The organism is Paraburkholderia sp. 31.1 (assembly GCF_014397645.1).
In the GTDB taxonomy this organism is placed as follows: Bacteria; Pseudomonadota; Gammaproteobacteria; order Burkholderiales; family Burkholderiaceae; genus Paraburkholderia; species Paraburkholderia tuberum.
Genome location: NZ_VZQN01000004.1, coordinates 78,186 through 96,120 on the forward strand (window position 1 = coordinate 78,186; position 17,935 = coordinate 96,120).

The 17,935-nt window shown below is 62.3% G+C and carries 13 protein-coding genes; 6 read left to right on the plus strand and 7 right to left on the minus strand.

Annotation, left to right across the window (positions count from 1 at the left end; translation table 11 throughout):
• Nucleotides 1-420: 420 nt before the first annotated feature.
• On the minus strand, nucleotides 421-900 hold the full coding sequence (locus F6X37_RS03700; RefSeq protein ID WP_187610363.1) for a nuclear transport factor 2 family protein: 480 nt from the start codon (nucleotides 898-900) through the stop codon (nucleotides 421-423).
• A gap of 212 nt (nucleotides 901-1,112) precedes the next feature.
• On the minus strand, nucleotides 1,113-2,948 hold the full coding sequence (asnB, locus tag F6X37_RS03705; protein ID WP_187610364.1) for an asparagine synthase (glutamine-hydrolyzing): 1,836 nt from the start codon (nucleotides 2,946-2,948) through the stop codon (nucleotides 1,113-1,115).
• Between the two features lie 259 nt (nucleotides 2,949-3,207).
• On the opposite strand from asnB, the gene F6X37_RS03710 reads away from it, so the two are divergent.
• The 6 genes from F6X37_RS03710 (at nucleotide 3,208) to F6X37_RS03735 (ending at nucleotide 12,350) form a co-directional block, all read left to right on the plus strand.
• Nucleotides 3,208-3,999, plus strand: coding sequence for an alpha/beta fold hydrolase (locus F6X37_RS03710; RefSeq protein ID WP_187610365.1), 792 nt, complete (start codon nucleotides 3,208-3,210; stop codon nucleotides 3,997-3,999).
• 346 nt (nucleotides 4,000-4,345) lie between these two features.
• Complete coding sequence (locus F6X37_RS03715) at nucleotides 4,346-4,504, plus strand: hypothetical protein (protein ID WP_187610445.1); 159 nt, start codon at nucleotides 4,346-4,348, stop codon at nucleotides 4,502-4,504.
• 250 nt (nucleotides 4,505-4,754) lie between these two features.
• Complete coding sequence (locus tag F6X37_RS03720; protein WP_187610366.1) at nucleotides 4,755-7,151, plus strand: phosphoketolase; 2,397 nt, start codon at nucleotides 4,755-4,757, stop codon at nucleotides 7,149-7,151.
• A gap of 33 nt (nucleotides 7,152-7,184) precedes the next feature.
• Entirely contained in the window at nucleotides 7,185-9,680 is a 2,496-nt protein-coding gene (locus tag F6X37_RS03725) for a glycogen/starch/alpha-glucan phosphorylase (protein ID WP_187610367.1), read from the plus strand.
• Nucleotides 9,670-11,766, plus strand: a complete 2,097-nt coding sequence (gene glgX / locus F6X37_RS03730) for a glycogen debranching protein GlgX (RefSeq protein WP_222944750.1) — start codon at nucleotides 9,670-9,672, stop codon at nucleotides 11,764-11,766. The genes F6X37_RS03725 and glgX overlap by 11 nt, the downstream gene beginning before the upstream one ends.
• A gap of 116 nt (nucleotides 11,767-11,882) precedes the next feature.
• The gene (locus tag F6X37_RS03735; RefSeq protein ID WP_187610368.1) at nucleotides 11,883-12,350 is read left to right on the plus strand and encodes an SgcJ/EcaC family oxidoreductase; all 468 of its coding nucleotides are present in this window, start codon (nucleotides 11,883-11,885) and stop codon (nucleotides 12,348-12,350) included.
• A 123-nt stretch (nucleotides 12,351-12,473) separates the two neighbouring features.
• Here F6X37_RS03735 and F6X37_RS03740 read toward each other — a convergent pair whose 3' ends face one another.
• Genes F6X37_RS03740 through F6X37_RS03760 form a run of 5 tightly spaced genes read right to left on the minus strand, consistent with a single transcriptional unit; the run spans nucleotide 12,474 to nucleotide 17,753 of the window.
• Complete coding sequence (locus F6X37_RS03740; RefSeq protein ID WP_187610369.1) at nucleotides 12,474-12,854, minus strand: potassium channel family protein; 381 nt, start codon at nucleotides 12,852-12,854, stop codon at nucleotides 12,474-12,476.
• A gap of 52 nt (nucleotides 12,855-12,906) precedes the next feature.
• Nucleotides 12,907-13,920 (minus strand): DUF2955 domain-containing protein, encoded by a 1,014-nt coding sequence (locus F6X37_RS03745; RefSeq protein ID WP_187610370.1) that lies wholly within the window; start codon nucleotides 13,918-13,920, stop codon nucleotides 12,907-12,909.
• A 7-nt stretch (nucleotides 13,921-13,927) separates the two neighbouring features.
• On the minus strand, nucleotides 13,928-15,064 hold the full coding sequence (locus F6X37_RS03750; protein ID WP_187610371.1) for an HlyD family secretion protein: 1,137 nt from the start codon (nucleotides 15,062-15,064) through the stop codon (nucleotides 13,928-13,930).
• Entirely contained in the window at nucleotides 15,061-16,602 is a 1,542-nt protein-coding gene (locus tag F6X37_RS03755) for a TolC family protein (protein ID WP_187610440.1), read from the minus strand. Before F6X37_RS03755 ends, F6X37_RS03750 begins: the two co-directional genes overlap by 4 nt.
• A 29-nt stretch (nucleotides 16,603-16,631) precedes the next feature.
• On the minus strand, nucleotides 16,632-17,753 hold the full coding sequence (locus F6X37_RS03760) for an AI-2E family transporter (protein ID WP_187610372.1): 1,122 nt from the start codon (nucleotides 17,751-17,753) through the stop codon (nucleotides 16,632-16,634).
• Nucleotides 17,754-17,935 lie beyond the last annotated feature (182 nt).

The following is a 17,935-nucleotide window of genomic DNA, read 5'->3' on the forward strand; positions in this document are numbered from 1 at the left end:
GTGTTTGCCATCCCGCGGGGGACCGCAAGTGTCGCTTGCGGCGTACGCGCTGCGTCGTCTCCGTCGATGATCGGGGTTGCCCTTTCCAGGACACGTCGATGAAATGCTGTAACTGGTTCGCGTAAATGTTCCCGTCCGCGTTTTCGATCGGGACATGACAAATCAGCCCGTGCTGTCTCTTTTCACCGTCATAAGTCCAAATCCTCATATCAGAAAAAGCGCACCATCTGTTCCCGCAAAGAAGTGCGTAGGGACCGGGCGGTAGTCGAACAATTTCCGGTCCTCGCCGGCTGCCGTGTCCCAGCTCCACGGCGTGGCGGTTGTATCCGACAGACATTATCGCTGGCTCAGGCCCCCGCCAAACCACTTATTCGACTGTCCGAACTTGCGCGGCCACCTCTATCCGCCTGGCTATTCGGCTCAGGACTGGGACGCAGCTTCGATTCCGGCAACCGGTTTCCAGTTCGGCAGGGGCGTCACGTAGTGCAAATCGAATCTGCGCTCCGTGAATGCCCAGTGGCCGTCACGGCGCTCGAACCGGTCGTGATAAAGGCCGCTGATCTGGACCGGCCCCATCTCCGCATGGGTAACCAGCGCGTTGAGCGCCACCTTGCCCGTGGCGAGGTCGCCGTTAATGTCGATCAGTGGATTGGCCGTCCAGTGATGCATGTACGGGATCTGCGCCCAGTTCTTGTGAGCTGACTCGATGATGGCATCGATACCGGTACAGTTGCCGAACGCGTCGCCCAGTAACAGACTCGCATCGCTATGCCAAATGCTGCGCAGCAGTGCCTCATCGCGATTGTCGAACGCCTGACTGTATGCGGCGATGAGCCGTTCCAGCGCGAATTGGCTTTCGAGTGCATCGATCCGTGCAGCGATATCCTGGGTGGTCGCCATGTGTTCTCCTTGAACGTTTCATTGGCTGGTTACACGTCGGATCAGTGTTTGCCGAAGGCGAATGACATGTATCGGCACCCTTGATCGGAGCCGCGAATCCTTGATGTGTCTGATTGCCCTCTACAAGGCGAACTTATCGGCGTGTGTTGTGTTGGCCAGCAGGGACGGCGGCAGAGCGCATCCGGCGCTAAAATCTCATAGCGCCACCTCGCCTATACAAGTTCCACGTCGTACCTTTCCAGCCAGTCCGACATCGCGAGCGCGTGATCGATGTCCCCTCGCTCCCAACCGATGCTAACTTCGTTCAGCGGTTGATCGATCAGCTTACGAACCGCGTCCACGTCGAAAGTCTGTGCCGTGCGCGGCGACGCCTTCGAGATCACACTGCCCATGCAGTCACGCAAAGCGCGTTCATACGCTGGGTCTTGCGTGGCCGGATAGGGGCTTTTCACGCGTTTGAGAATCGCCTTGGGCACGACGTCGCCTGCCGCTGCGCGCAGCAGGCTCTTCTCGCGACCATCGAACGTCTTCATGCTCCACGGCGTGTTGAATACGTACTGCATCAGTTCGTGATCGCAAAAGGGCACACGTACTTCGAGGCCCACCGCCATGCTCATCCTGTCCTTCCGGTCTAGCAGGATGGGGAGCCAGTTGATCAGATGGAGGTGGCATATCTCGCGCATACGCTTTTCGGCGCCCGTCTTGCCGACATGCGGTACTGCGCGGAGTGCCTGGGCGTAACAGTCGGCCTCATACTCCTTCAGGCGCAGCTCCTTTGACAGGTCCGGCAACAACAGCGTGTCGAGCTTCGACGGCGCAACACGCATCCAGGGGAACGTGTCGAGGTTGACGGTTTCCGGCGTGTGAAACCATCTATAGCCGCCAAACACTTCGTCGGCGGCCTCGCCGGACAATGCGACCGTCGAATTCTCGCGCACTGCTTTGAAGAGTAGATAGAGCGATGGGAACAGGTCGCCACCGACGAACCATGCCGAGTCGAGCGCGTCGACAACGGCACGCCGCACTTGCATGTTCGCGAGTTCGCGGTCGTTCAACACGACCTCGGTGTGCCGCGTATTCACCTGCTTGACGAACTCACGCACGAACGGCGTATCGGCGGTATCACGGTACGGGTCCTTGGCGAACGCCTGCCCATGGTCCGCAAAATCGACCGAATAGGAGTGCACTGCACTGCCGCTTCGTTGGCGCAATATCCGATCGGCCATCGCCGTGACCAACGACGAATCGAGCCCGCCCGATAGCAGGCTGCAAAGCGGCACGTCGGCAACGGTCTGCTGGCGCATGATCCGGTCGAGGTGTCCACGAATCGTTTCGATCGTGACACCCAGCGAATCGGTATGTTCGTAACCCTCGAGCTTCCAGTAGGACCGTTGCGCGATGCCACTGCGCGACACGCGAACCAGGTGTCCAGGCATCACTTCGCGCATGCCTTCGTATACCGCGTCGCCGGGCATGCGGAACATGCTGATTATGTGCCGCAACCCTTCCAGCCCCACTCGCGGGACAATATCCGGATGAGCCAGAATCGCTTTTGGCTCGGAACCGAACAGCACGCCGCTGCCGAAGGGTTGATAGAACAGCGGCTTCACGCCTACACGGTCGCGCACCAGCAGCAACTCCTCTTTGCGCGTATCCCAGATCGCGAACGCATAGATACCAACCAGACGATCGACAAATGACTCGCCCCACTCGAGGTAGCTGCGCAACACGACTTCGGTATCGCTGCGGCTCGTAAAGCGATGGCCGCGCTTCATCAACTCGTCGCGTAGTTTAACGAAGTTGTACACTTCGCCGCTGTAGGTCAGGCATGCAACCGCTTTACCTTCTTCCGCAGCTTGCATTGGTTGCGCTCCGCCTTCGAGATCGATGACGGAAAGCCTGCGGTGTCCCAGTGCTGCATGGCGGTCGATCCAGATGCCCTGCGCGTCCGGCCCGCGCAGTGCCATCGTGCGTGTCATTGCCTCAATGATCGGCTTTTGCTCGCCCAGATCGCGTTCGTAGTCCACCCAGCCCACAATCCCACACATCACGTATCTCCTCTGACATTTGAAGGACGTGCAACGGACTGGCCTTCATCTACCTCTCTAAAAAGCTCAAATGAAGCCATTGCTTCCTCAGATAACACGTCACGAGAAGGAAAATTCCGAGATATTCAGTGGATGAGTGCACACCCTGCCGCAAGCTTCAGGATAGGTATCTGACGGTTTGTAATCACCTCTGGCTTCGACGATCATCGACCCGATAGGGTGAGCGGCTGTATTCTGGGAAGTTGTCGGGAGAAGTGAAATGACGAGAGTCAAAATAGCTGAAATAGCGGACATAAATTTTGTGCGATCGGGGCCCAAGAGCGCGCCGTCGCTGGTCTTTCTCCATGCAATTGGAATGGATCTCACGTGGTGGGAACATCAGATTGCAGAGTTCGCACGCCACTACGATGTTATCGCTCTGGACTTGCCTGGCCACGGCCTATCCGCAAAGCTGGATTTCCCTACATTCGATGCTATGGCGCAGATCGTAGCTGGGTTGCTTGAGCATGTTGGTGTGAAAGCTGCTCATGTCGTAGGGGTCTCTATCAGCGGCATGATTGCTCAAACGCTGGCCATCAAACGCCCAGATTTAGTTCGTTCGTTGAGTTTGATTTCAACTCGCAGCACGTTTCCTGCGGCCGGACGCCGGGCTATGTCAGAATTCGCCGGGATGGCACGGCGGGACGGCATGCCAAAGATGGCGCAGCTATTGAATGAGCGCATGTTTCCCGAACCTTTCAGAGCGCTTCGCCCCGATGTGCTTGATCGGATAACGAAGGCGCTCCTGCTTCAGGACAAAAATTTTCACGCATCCATGTGGGAAATGATCTCTACTTTTGACGTGGAATCGCAATTGCACAACATCAAATGCCCAACCATGGTTGTTATCGGGGCGGCAGATCTTCAAATCAACCAAGAAGCGGGCAGAAACCTCGCGAGAAAAATTTCTGGTGCGGTCTTGCGTGAAGTGCCTGATGCTGGCCATTTGCCGCCAGTTCAAACACCAGAGCAGTTCAACACGTTGCTCCGAACTTTTCTGCCCATCGAGTAGGTCGTGGGATGCTCATGTAGCTTCCCCGATAGTAGACGTCGAGGCTACTGCTCAGAAAAATACTAGCTACCAAGTCGATATGGCCGGCATCGTGTTCGCCAGGGTGGGCCGCACAGGGTTCCATTGAACTGGTCAACTATCCGTTCGAGTCGTGGCGTTGGTCCTATGGAGACCGCTATTGGGCTGCCGTCACGGACCATCCGCACGCTTTGTATGCTGCTGTAGCCGACTGTTAGCAATCCCGGCTCGCGCGCTGATCCGACGAGAACCGTTAAAGGTTGTCCTTCGTTAAGCGTTGTCCAACGCCTGCCCGCACGCGTCCTGGCGTATTCGCGCGCCAGCAGACATGGGCAGGCGTCGAACAACGCTTAACGATTTATTGGCCTTCGCGGCGATCACCGACGCGCCGCCACGCGAGGTCGCCGCCGCGGGGCATGAACGCTGCATCATTCCTATCAAGCCTGAGCATATCGACGCGCGGTTGAATCCGGATCCGCGCGAATGAGCATCGATCGCGGCGTGAATGCGCCGTGCGGTTCTGCAAGCCGCGCGACACGGTGTCGGATCATCCTTGCAATCCTCGCGCAGTAACATATTCTGCGTTATGAATGTTCAGGGTCTCGCGAAGAATACCCGGTTGTAGAGGTCCGCCAACAGGCGCGATTCGGACCCCATCAATCATCGAAGCGCCTGCGCAGCGCACCCGACGCGATCCACACCCTCGGGTTGCGGCTGCAAGCACAGGAGACGTCGGTATGGGCAAACATCCCGCGGCGGACGCTTCGCAGCAGACCGCGCTCGGCAGCGACGAACTTCAACTGATCGATGCGTGGTGGCGAGCATGCAATTATCTTTCGGTCGGCATGATCTATCTGCTGGACAACCCGCTGCTGCGGGAGCCGCTGAAAGTCGACCACGTCAAATATCGCCTGCTCGGACACTGGGGCGCGAGCCCGGCGTTATCGTTCGTCTGGGCGCATCTGAACCGCGTGATCAAACGCGACGATCTCGACGTCGTCTTCATGGCCGGTCCCGGACACGGCGCACCGGGCGTGCTCGGCCCCACCTATCTGGAAGGCACCTACTCGGAGATCTATCCGGACAAGAGTGCGGATGCCGAGGGCATGCAGAAGTTCTTCAAGCAGTTCTCGTTTCCCGGCCATATCGGTTCGCATGTGACGCCGGAGACGCCCGGGTCCATCCATGAAGGCGGCGAGCTTGGCTACAGCCTGTCGCATGCGTATGGCGCCGTGCTCGACAACCCGGACCTCATCGTGGCCTGCGTGGTCGGCGATGGAGAAGCGGAGACCGGGCCGCTCGCCACCGCGTGGCATTCGAATAAATTCATCAACCCGGCCCGCGACGGCACCGTGCTGCCGATCCTGAATCTGAACGGCTACAAGATCGCCAATCCGACCATCCTGTCGCGCATCAGCAGCAGAGAACTGGAAGCGCTCTTTGTCGGCTACGGCTACACCCCGCATTTCGTCGAAGGATCGGATCACGCGGAAATGCATCGGAAGATGGCGCACACGCTCGATACCGTGCTCGGCGAAATTCGCGCAATCCATGAGCAGGCACGCGCGAACGGCAATCTCGAGCGGCCGCTCTGGCCGATGATCGTGCTGCGCACGCCCAAGGGCTGGAGCGGACCGAAGCAGATCAACGGGCACAAGGTCGAAGGCTCGTGGCGCTCGCATCAGGTGCCTTTTTCCGATGTGCGCAACAACTCCGCGAATCTCGAAGTGCTCGAAGAATGGATGCGCAGCTACCGGCCCGCCGAACTTTTCGATGCCGAGGGCCGGCTGATCCCCGAACTCAAGGCGCTGTCGCCCCAAGGCCCGCGGCGCATGAGCGCCAATCCGCACGCGAACGGCGGCGTGCTGCGCCGCGAACTGAAGCTGCCCGACATCCGCGCGTACGCGGTGGATGTGCAGCACGCCGGCAAGGTGCTGCAGGAGAACACGCGGCCACTCGGCGAATTTCTGCGCGACACGATGCGCGCGAACATGAACACCTTCCGCGTGTTCGGCCCGGACGAAACGGCCTCGAACCGTCTGCAGTCGATCTACGAGGTCAGCAAGAAGGTGTGGATGGCCGAGATGCTCCCCGAGGACGAGGACGGCGGCGAACTGGCGCGCGACGGCCGCGTGATGGAGATGCTGTCCGAACATACGCTGATGGGATGGCTCGAAGGCTATCTGCTGACGGGCCGCCACGGCTTCTTCCATACCTATGAAGCGTTTGCGCACGTGGTGGATTCGATGTTCAACCAGCACGCGAAGTGGCTCGACATCAGCCGCAATCACGTGCCATGGCGCGCGTGGGTGTCGGCGGAAAACATTCTGCTGTCGTCGACCGTGTGGCGGCAGGATCACAACGGCTTTTCGCATCAGGACCCCGGCTTCATCGATCTCGTCACCAACAAGAGCCCCTCGGTCACGCGCGTCTATCTTCCGCCCGACGCGAACACGCTGCTGGTGGTCGTCGACCACTGTCTGCGCACCACCGACTGCATCAACGTGATCGTCGCCGACAAGCAGAAACACCTGCAATTCACCACCATCGACGAAGCCGTCGTGCACTGCGCCAAAGGCATCGGCGTGTGGCGGCGCGCGAGCAACGACGAGGACGCCGAACCGGACGTGGTGATGGCCTCGTGCGGCGACGTCGCCACCCAGGAAGCGCTGGCGGCGACGGCGATCCTGCGCGAACGTCTGCCCGAACTGAAGCTGCGTTTCGTCAACGTGGTCGACCTGTTCAGGATGCAGCCGGCGAGCGAGCACCCGCACGGCTCGACCGAACGCGAATTCGACAGCCTGTTTACGACCAATAAGCCGGTGATCTTCAATTTCCACGGTTACCCGTGGCTGATCCACAAGCTCGCCTATCGCTTTCGCAATCACGAGAATCTGCACGTGCGGGGCTACAAGGAGAAAGGCAACATCAACACGCCGCTCGAACTGGCGATTCTCAATCAGGTGGACCGCTTCAATCTGGTGATCGACGTGCTCGACCGCGTGCCGCGCTTGCAGGGCAGATCCGCGCATCTCAGGGAAGACATGAGGAACGCGATCGTCAGCAACCTGAACTATGCGCATACGCATGGCACGGACCGCGCCGAGATCGTCGACTGGGTCTGGCCCTTCTGAACGTCACGCGCAGCATGCACCGAGGAAAGCATCATGGCCGACGCTCCCACCACGACCTCGCAGCAAAGCGCGGATGCAGCGCGCACCGGCCTGAGCGCCGCCGCGCTCCAACGCGGCGTGCTCGACAATCTGCTGTGCCTGCGGGGCCGCTATCCGGCGATCGCTTCCCCGCATGACTGGTACATGGCGCTCGCGTATAGCGTGCGCGACCGGCTGCTGGCCCGCTGGGCAACCTCCGTACAGACCTACGCCGGAAGCGATGTGCGGGTCGCCTGCTACCTGTCCGCCGAGTTTCTGATCGGCCCGCAACTCGGCAACAACCTCGTCAATCTCGGCATCGAGGCCAACGCACGCGAAGCGCTGCGCGCGCTCGGCGTCGACCTCGACATGCTGCTCGAACTCGAGGAAGAGCCGGGGCTCGGCAATGGCGGACTTGGCCGCCTCGCGGCCTGCTATCTGGATTCGCTCGCAAGTCTGGAAATACCGGCCATCGGCTATGGCATCCGCTACGAGTTCGGCATCTTCGACCAGCAGATTCGCGACGGCTGGCAGGTCGAAACCACCGACAAATGGCTGCAAAAGGGCAATCCATGGGAGATCGTGCGCCCGGAGGTTGCGTACTACGTGGGGTTTGGCGGCAGCACCCACAACGAAACCGATGCACGCGGGCACCTGTGCGTGCGCTGGACACCCACACGGCAGGTCAAAGGCGTGGCTTGCGACACGCCGATGCCCGGCTATCACGTCAACACGTGCAACACCTTGCGGCTGTGGAAGAGCGAGGCGGTCGAGTCGTTCGACCTGCAGGACTTCAACGCCGGCGACTATTACGAGGCCGTCAACGAAAAGGTCATCTCCGAGACGCTGTCGAAGGTGCTGTATCCGAACGACGAGCCCGAGATCGGCAAGCGCCTGCGTCTCGCGCAGCAATACTTCTTCGTGTCGTGCTCGCTGCAGGACATGCTGCGCCTGCTCCAAATCAAGGGCGAACCGGTCGGACACTTCGCTCAGTTGTTCAACGTGCAGTTGAACGACACGCACCCGTCGATCGCCGTCGCCGAGCTGATGCGTCTGCTGGTGGACGACAGGCAGGTGCCGTGGGACGAGGCCTGGGACATCACGCGGCGCGCGCTCGCGTACACCAATCACACCCTGCTGCCCGAAGCGCTCGAAACCTGGGGGCTGCCGCTGATGCGCAACCTGCTGCCGCGCCTGCTCGAAATCATCTACGAGATCAACCGCCGCTTCCTCGACGAGGTCCGGCAGCGCTATCCGGGCGACGACGCGCGCATCGCACGCATGTCGCTGATCGACGAGCGCGGTGACAAGCTCGTGCGCATGGCGCATCTGGCGACGGTCGGCAGCCACGCGATCAACGGCGTCGCCGAACTGCATTCCGGGCTGCTCAAGCAGACCGTGCTGCGGGACTTCGCCGAATTGTGGCCCGAGCGCTTTCACAACGTCACGAACGGCGTCACGCCGCGCCGTTTCATGCTGCTTTGCAATCCGGCGCTCGCGCGGCTGCTCGACGAGACCATCGGCGCTGGCTGGGTCACTGATCTCGCGCGACTGCGCAAGCTCGAAGCCTATGCCGACGACGCCGCGTTTCAGCAGCATTGGCGTAGCGTGAAGCAGGCGAACAAGACCGTGCTCGCCGAGCATATCCGGGGCGTCACGGGCATCGGCGTCGACACCGCCGCGCTGTTCGACGTGCAGGTCAAGCGCATCCACGAATACAAGCGGCAACATCTGAACGCGCTGCTGATCGTCACGCTGTACCGGCGCCTGCTGCGTGATCCGCAGCTCGCGCTGACACCGCGCTGTTTCGTATTCGGCGGCAAGGCGGCGCCCGGCTACGCGACGGCCAAGCTGATCATCCGTTTGATCAACGGCATCGCCGAAGTCGTGAATAACGACCCGATGGTGAACGGGCGGCTGAAAGTCGTGTTCTATCCGGACTTCAATGTGAAGAACGCGCACTTCATCTACCCTGCCGCCGACCTGTCCGAGCAGATTTCGACGGCCGGCAAGGAAGCATCGGGCACCGGCAACATGAAGTTCATGATGAACGGCGCGTTGACGATCGGCACGCTCGACGGCGCCAACGTCGAAATCCGCGAAGAGGTCGGCGACGAAAACTTCTTCCTGTTCGGCCTGAGCGCCGACGAAGTGGAACGTGTGAAGCGCGCGGGTTATCGCCCCGCGGACTATGTGAAGGACGACGCGGAACTGAGCGAAGTGCTGCAACTGATCGCCGACGGTCATTTCTCGCGAGGAGACCGCGAGATGTTCCGCCCGCTGATCGACAATCTGACGCACGCGGACCCGTTTCTCGTGCTCGCCGACTATGCCGCCTACGTGGCGCGTCAGGACGACGTGAGCGCCGCCTGGCAGGACACGCGGCGCTGGACCCGGATGTCGATCCTGAACACCGCGCGCTCGGGCAAGTTCTCTTCCGACCGCGCCATCGGCGAATACTGCGACAAGATCTGGAAGATCCGCCCGATGAGGATCACCCTTGATCAATGACCCTGAAACGGGATCGGTGCGTGCTCATGCGGTTCGCTCCGGGTCGCGGTTTCCCGTGGGCGCGTCGGCGGTGCCCGGCGGCATCAATTTCTGCATCTTCTGCCGTCACGCGACGCGCGTCGAGCTGTTGCTGTACGACGCGGCTGACAGCCCCGAGCCGTTCCAGATCATCACGCTCGCCGCCGGTTGCAACCGCACCTTCTACTACTGGCATGTGATGGTCGAAGCGCTGCCGTTCGGCACCTGCTACACGTGGCGGGTGGACGGTCCGCGCGATACGCGCTCTAGCGGCTACGCGTTCGACCCCGACCGCGAACTCCTCGACCCGTATGCCCGCGCGGTCAGCGACGTGCTGTGGACGCGGCCTGCGCTCGGCCAGCCGAATCCCGACGGGCACAAAACCCACCGCGCGATCGTGACGGAACCCCTGCCCTCGTCGCCTGGGCGTATCTCGCGCGGACTCGACGACGCGATCATCTACGAGCTGCATGTCGGCGGCTTTACACGTGATCCGTCGAGCGGCGTGCAGCATCCCGGTACCTTCGCCGGCCTGATCGAAAAGATTCCGTACCTGACGCAGCTTGGCGTGACCCACGTCGAGCTGCTGCCGGTGATGGCCTTCGACGAACAGGACGTTCCGCCCGCCACGGCGGCCCTCGGCCTGAGCAACTACTGGGGTTACAGCACGCATAGCTATTACAGCCCGCATCCTCGCTACTGCCGCGATCCCGCGCGCGCGCCCCAGGAGTTTCGCGCGCTGACCGACGCCATGCACGCCGCGGGCATCGCCGTGCTGCTCGACGTCGTGTTCAACCATACGGCCGAAGCGGGCGAGACGGGCCCCGTCATCAACTTCAAGGGCCTCGTCAACGATATCTTCTACCACCTCGACGCGGCCGACCGGCGCCGCTACCGGGACTACACCGGCTGCGGCAACACGATCAATTGCAACCATCCACTGGTGACGACGTTCATCGTGCGCTGCCTCGAATACTGGGTGGAAGAACTCGGCGTCGATGGCTTCCGGTTCGATCTGGCGAGTATCTTCGCGCGCGACCAGCGCGGCGAGCTGATGGTCGATCCACCGCTGCCCTGGGCGATCGAGTCTTCGCGTGTGCTGTCGCGCGTGCCATTGATCGCGGAGGCGTGGGACGCCGCCGGCATGTATCAGGTCGGCGCCTTTCCCGGCATGGCATGGGCCGAGTGGAACGGCCAATATCGGGACGTGATTCGGCGTTTCGTGCGCGGCGACCCGGGGCTCATCGGGGCAGTCGCGACCTGCATCGCGGGCAGCTCGGACCTCTATGCGGACGACGGCAGGCTGCCCAACAACAGCGTCAACTTCGTGACGTGCCACGACGGCTTCACGCTGATCGATCTCGTCAGCTACGAATCGAAGCACAACGAAGCCAACGGCGACGAGAATCGCGACGGCAGCTCCGACAACCTGTCGTGGAACTGTGGGGCCGAGGGCGAGACCGGCGACGCCGGGATTCTCGGTCTGCGACACCGCCAGGCGCGCAACGCGATGGCCATCCTGTTCCTCAGTCTGGGTGTGCCGATGACGCTCGCCAGCGACGAGGTGCTGCGCAGCCAGCGCGGCAACAACAACGCCTATTGTCAGGACAACGCCCTCAGCTGGTTCGACTGGACACCCACTGAAGCCGGCTCGGCCATGTCGCGCTTCGTGCGCGAGCTGATCACGCTGCGCAAGCGCCACGCAAGTTTGCGGCGGCGGTATTTCCTGACCGGCCGGCCCTCGCCGGGGCAGACTCGGCAGGATGCGGCATGGCACGGCGAGCGCCTGAACGAGCCGGGCTGGCACGATCCAGGCGCGCGGCTTCTCGCCGTCACGCTGGGCGGCGAAGAGCCGGGCGAGCCGGCACTGCACGCGGTGTTCAACATGGACGATTGCGCCCGCACGGTCCAGTTGCCCGCGCCCGACGGGCGGCGCTGGCGGCGTATCGTCGATACCGCGCGCGACAGTCCGCATGACATCGTGCAAGCGGCGCAACAGGCCGCTGTCGAAAGCGATCAGTCGCGCGTGGAGGCACGCAGTGTCGTGGTTCTGGAAGAAGCGAGCTGAACCGACGCAAATAACCCGGATTCTTGTCCTCTAATGTCGATACTGTGGCGGATATGCCGTGCGCAGTTTCGATTTACTGGCGGAACAATCCACCGGCAACGATCGCGGAGGGCATCATGAGAATCAGCGTAGACGGGCCGTCCGTCGTCTTTGCGATGGTTGCGGTCGTGGCCCATGGCAGCGCATTCGCGAGGTCCGAAGCCTGCCATCCCACCTCCGAAAAGCAGATTTCCGCACTGTTCGATCGCTGGAACGACTCGCTGAAAACCGGCGACCCGCAGAAGGTCGTGGCGAACTACGCGCCGAACTCGATCCTGCTGCCGACCGTCTCGAACAAGCCGCGTTTGACCGTCGACGAAAAGCTCGACTATTTCAAACACTTCCTCGAAAACAAACCGGTCGGCACGATCGACTTCCGCGACATCATGATCGAATGCAACACGGCGATCGACTCGGGGCTCTACACCTTCAAGTTCGCGGACGGCTCGGTCGTCAAGGCGCGCTATACGTTCACCTACGCGTGGAATGGGCACAAGTGGCTGATTACCAGCCATCATTCGTCGAAAATGCCGGAAGGCAATTAGCCGATGTGGTTTAGAAAAAGTCAGGCTGGGACTTGAACCTCATTCACGAATGACCTGAATACGTCCAGCCTTGACTGCCGCCTTCAAAACCGTCCAGTCCGTCTCGTTCTGTTCCGCGCCTCGCTATCCCGTCCTTTCCGCCCGATGCGCGGCCTCCTGCACACCTCGTACAGCCGCGGCCACGATCAAGCCAGTGAATACCACGCCGATCAGCCCGAGGCATGCGGCGTCGATCCGGCCGAACGCCGAAGTGGGCACGACATCGCCGTACCCGATGGTGAGCGCCGTGATCGCGCAGAAGTACACGGTTTCACCCAGCGGCGACGGTGTCCGGTTCGCTGTCTCGACGGGCGCGCCCCAGTGGTCCATGCCAAACGTCAGCAGGACGAACAGTAGAAGCAGACCGATCAGAATCGCTCTCAGATACCACAGGGTTATCGCCATTTCCTTCAGGATCTCGCCGGCCCGAGGACGGACCGCGCCATCGCCTGTCGCATTTCCCATTGCACGCTCCTGTTGCGATCACCGGATCGGCTTTGCAGCATGCCGCACCGCCTCACTCCGCACAGCGGTGCTGCTCGAAAAGCAGAAGCATCAAATACGCATAGGCCGTTACGGCCAGAAAGAGCCCCATTCGCACGGCAAACGCGGTGTAGACATCCTTGCCCGCCACGCTGTCCTGCACCGATTGCCCGAGCAGAATGATCATCGTCACGAGACTGTTCAGCCAGAAGCCCGGCGAACAACGCGTGGGTTGCAGGCCGTACAGCTTGCGTCCCACCAGCAGGCCGAACAACAGCATCCACAGAAAGAACATCCACAGATGCACGAACAGCCTCAGTGCAAACCAGAACGCGATGGCGAGCAGACCGCCGAGCAGCGTCGAGCCGATCAGATCGCGTGCGGCGCCGCGGGCCGAGGTCGTGCAGGTTTGTCTGCCGAGGCTGACGGACTTCATGATGATCGGCATGTAGTTCGCCGGGTCGGTCATCGCGAGCAGATAGGCCGGCATGACGACGAGCGCGGCACGCAGCGCGATATAGGCCGCCTCGTCTTCCGCCATCGCTGCCGCGGCGGGCTGTTCTCGCGCGCCCATGCTTTCAGGAAACAATCTGTGCGCCAGCGTCGACGCCAGCACGGCAAGCAGAAGTCCCTTCGCCAGCGCGCCGACGACCGTCAGGGCCAGTTCGAAGTCGGCCGTGCCCGCGGCGGAAATCATCGTCAGTCCCGCGACCAGAAAAGTCGCGACGAGATTGTTGCCGCCACGCAGCCCGTAACGAAACGCGAAGAACAGCATGAGGCCGACGATCATGATGCCGGCCAACGCATAGTGACGAAGCAACGGAACGAGGAGCAGGCCGCTGCCGGTGGTCGACGCCACGACCAGCGAAAGAATCATGCCGGCCTTCAACGATAGCGGGCGATTCTGCGTGGCCAGCAGAAAAACCGTGAATACCGGCGCGACGACGGGTATCGGGAAATCGAGTCCAAAGCTGACGGCAAGAGCGATCGCCGTTCCGATGGCCACACGTATCGCGCGATAACCGAGGCGCTGGGTCACGGGTTGCATGGGCTTCTCAATAGACGTAGGAGAGCCAGCTCATCAGCCGGATGAACGCGTGTCCCAGCGGATTGAGCGGATTGCCCTGGGTCGGAAAGGCCATCACTTCGGCCTGCCCGCCCACCCGCAGATCGCGCAGACGCGCGCGCTCGCCGTCGTCGAATTCGACGATTACCGGGAAACGCTGCGCGGGACGCAGCCAGTCGCGGCTATTCTGCACGGTGGGCAGGCTGCCCGCCGGCGTGCTCTGCCCCACACTCACGCCATAGCCGATACTGCGAACCCGCCCGCCGAACACTTCGCCGGGCAGCACGTCCAATGCGATCTCGACGCGCGTGCCGGGTTTGAGATGGCCCAGATTGTTCTCCGTCATGTCGGCGCTGACCCACACGTCGCGGATCGCGATCAGCGTCATGACCGGATTGCCCGCCGCGGCGAACTGACCGACTTCCGTGCGCAGATCGGTCACGACGCCGCTCGAGCGGGCTCTGATCCGCGCGTTGGCGAGATCGAGTTCGGCCTTCTCCAGCGCGCCAGCGGCGCTGCGCAACTGCGCATTCTCCGCCTCGCTTCCGCCCTGCTGCTCCCGCGCCCGCTCGACTTCGGCACGGGCCCCGTCGACCTGGCTTAGCGCCTGTTCATGCGTCGCCCGCGCGACCTCGAGGCGTCGCAGGGAGACGGTGCCCTCGTCTTCACGATAGAGTCGCTCGAGACGGTCGCTGTCCTGGCGCGCCTTGACCTCGTTCGCGATGGCGGCCCGCAACGCCGCGACTGCCGACTCGATGCCGGCCGTGCTGGCACCGAGCTGCCGGCGCGTGGACTCCAGATCGGCGCGCGCCCGGTCAGCGGCAATGCGGTAGGGCTCGCTATCGACTTCGAACAGCACGTCCCCCGCGTTGACATCCTGGTTGTTATGGACGAACACCCGCGTCACGCGTCCCGACACCTCGGCGGCGACGGGCACGACATAGGCCTGAATCCGCGCCTGCTGCGTATACGGCGTGAAACGGTCGGCGAGCAGATACCAGATCAGGCTCAGCACGATCAGACAGACGACCCATTTGACCGCCCTGCCCGAAGGGTCGGCGGCAGGCGTCGACGACTTCGGCGGGGCGGCGGTTCGAGGCTCGCGGGTATCCTGGGTATCGCTCATCGTGACGCCCCTTCGGCTTGCCCCGGCGTAGCGGAAGACGGCGCCGTCTGGTCGAGCAGGTCGCCCCAATCGGTGCGTTGCCGCATCTGCGCGCGCGTCGCCGCGTCGACGAGCGGCTGTTCGGTTTCCCAGCCGCCTCCGAGCGCCTTGTAAAGCGCGATCACACTGCCGAGCGCATTGCTGCGATTGACCACGTACGCGTCCTGCTGCGCGAACAGCGCGCGCTGCGCATCGAGGACCCGCTGGAAGTCCGAATACCCTTCCCGATAGATCGTATTGGCGAGCGTCAGCGAGCGCCGCGCCGCGCCCTGCGCGTCATTCAGAATGGTGTCGCGCTGCAAGGCGGCGAGCAGCGCCGTCGCGGCGTCGTCGGCCTCGCGCGCCGCCTCGCGCACCGTGTTCTGATAAGCGAGCGTCAACTCTTGCAGCCGTGCGTCCTGGACGCGCACGTTGTTCGTGATCCTGCCGTAATCGAACACGTTCCACGTCACGCTCGGGCCCGCGGCAAAGAGCAGTGTGCTCGGTGCGCCCGCGAGCGAACTGGCGGTCCACGTCAGCGTGCCGAGCAACGATACCGACGGGTACAGATCCGCTTTTGCCACGCCGATGAGCGCCGACTGCGAAGCCATCTGATACTCGGCCGCGCGAACGTCAGGGCGGCGCAACAGCAGATCGGCCGGCACGTCCTGCAGCACCGCATGATCCACCAGCGGCACCACGCCTTCCTTGCCCGTCTGCACGTCGAGTTCCGGCAGCGGACCCGGCGCTCGCCCGATCAGCACCGACAGCGCATGACGCGCAAGCACGATCTGGCTTTCGAGATCGGGGATGCTGCTCAGCGTCCCAAGGTACTGCGTCTTCGCCTGCTGGAAGTCGAGTTCGTCGGATTCGCCAGCCTTGAAGAGCTTTTGAGCGATGTCGTAGCTGCGTTTTTGCAACTGGGCGTTCTCGCGAGCGATACGTAGCCGCGCCTGCGCGACCCGCAGTGTGAAATACGTATCCGCGACCTGCGCGTGCAACAGAACCAGCGCATCGTCGCGGTTGGCTTGCGCGGCGAAGAACCCGGCGTCGGCCGATTCGATCGCGCGGCTGAAACGTCCCCAGAAATCGAGTTCCCAGCCGATGCTGAAGCCCGCGCCGTACTGCACGAAGGCGCCCGAGCGCGGATTGGAACCATCCGAGCGCTTGCGCGCCGAAGCCAGTACATCGGCACTCGCCTGCTGCACCTGCGGATAGCGTCCCGCGAGCGCGATGCCGAGCTGTGCGCGCGCCTCGAGCACGCGCAGTCCGGCGATCTTCAGGTCGCCGTTGTTCGCGTCGGCTTCGGCGATCAGACGTTCGAGATTCCTATCGTCGAAGATCAGCCACCACTGGCGCACATCGGGCTGTGCACCCTGTTGCGTGACCCGCGTGATCGATTCGCTACTCCAGTGCTCGCTCCACGCTTCATGCTGCGGCTTGAAGTCCGGGCCCACCCGCATGCATCCGCTCAGGCCAACCGCCGCCCCGAAAAGCACTGCGATCCCGTACGGACGCATCAACGGTGACACGGAGCCATCCTCGAGCTTCAGGTCTGCTTCTGTTCGTGGGTCTGCGTGGGTTGCGTGGGTTGCTTGGGTTGCGGCTGGTCTCGGACCCAGCGCCAGAACAGCTGATAACCGACGGCCAGCATCACGGGCCCAACGAATAGCCCGATGACGCCTCCCGTCACCATGCCGCCGAGCGCTCCGATCAGCACGACGGGCATCGGCACCGCGACGCCACGGCCCAGCATCAATGGCTTGAGCACGTTGTCGGCGAGGCCCGCGACGAACACGTAAACCGAGAAGATGATGTTTGCGGTGTTCACGCCGTCCGTGACGATCACGAAGGCGATCACCGGAATGGTGATCAGCGTGGCCGGCAATTGCATGATGCCGAGCAGCAGCACGGCCAGCGCGAGCAACCCCGCGCCGGGTATCCCCTTCACGACGAAGCCGATGCCGATCAGCAGCATCTGGATAAACGCGATGCCCACTACCCCCTGGGCCACCGCGCGAATCGTCGCCGTGCACAAGTCGGCGATCTGAGCGCCGTTCTCGGGGCCCGAGATGCGCGAGGCGATCTGCACCGCGCTGTGATAGCCCTTCTCACCATGGGCCATCAGGATTCCTGCGACGATCAGCGCGACGAAAAATATCACCAGGCCGGCACCGAGACCCGTCACCGTTGCAAGCACAGCGAGCCCGGCCTCCTTCAGCTGCGGGGCGAATTTATGCGCAAGACCGGTCAGGTCCGTCGATGCCTGTTGCCAGAAGTCGTACACACGCTGGCCGACCAGCGGCCAACTCGCCACCGACTCCGCGGGAGGCGGAATCCGGAAGCTACCGCTCCTGGCAATGGCTATCGATTTCTCGACCGAATCGGCTACCGCGAGACCCAGCGCATACGTTGGCACCAGAATCACGACAAGCGCGACAAGCACGATCAGCGTGGCGATCAGGCCATCCTTGCCGCCGAGCATGGAGCGAAGCAGGACCTGCAGCGGATAGAGCGTGATCGCAAGAATCACCGACCAGGCCATCAGGTTAAGAAACGGCGCGAAGATCCGAAAACAGAATACGGCCAGGACCGCGATGAGTCCGGCGCGGATCAGGACGTCGAGCATCTCTCGGGACGGAGTCCGTTGGGGAATCGGTGTGAGCAGCATAAGTTGTTCTCCCGCCAGGTCGCGTCGCGGTTCGGCGGCGACACCGTGATAGGCCTGCAATCGCGAAAACTCCAACCCACTGGAACGTTCTTGACGCCAATACCAAGACCTGCCTGCAATTCCGGCATTTTAGGAAGAGGATCGCGCCGGCTTTGTCGTCGACAGAACGCGGCGTTTCACTA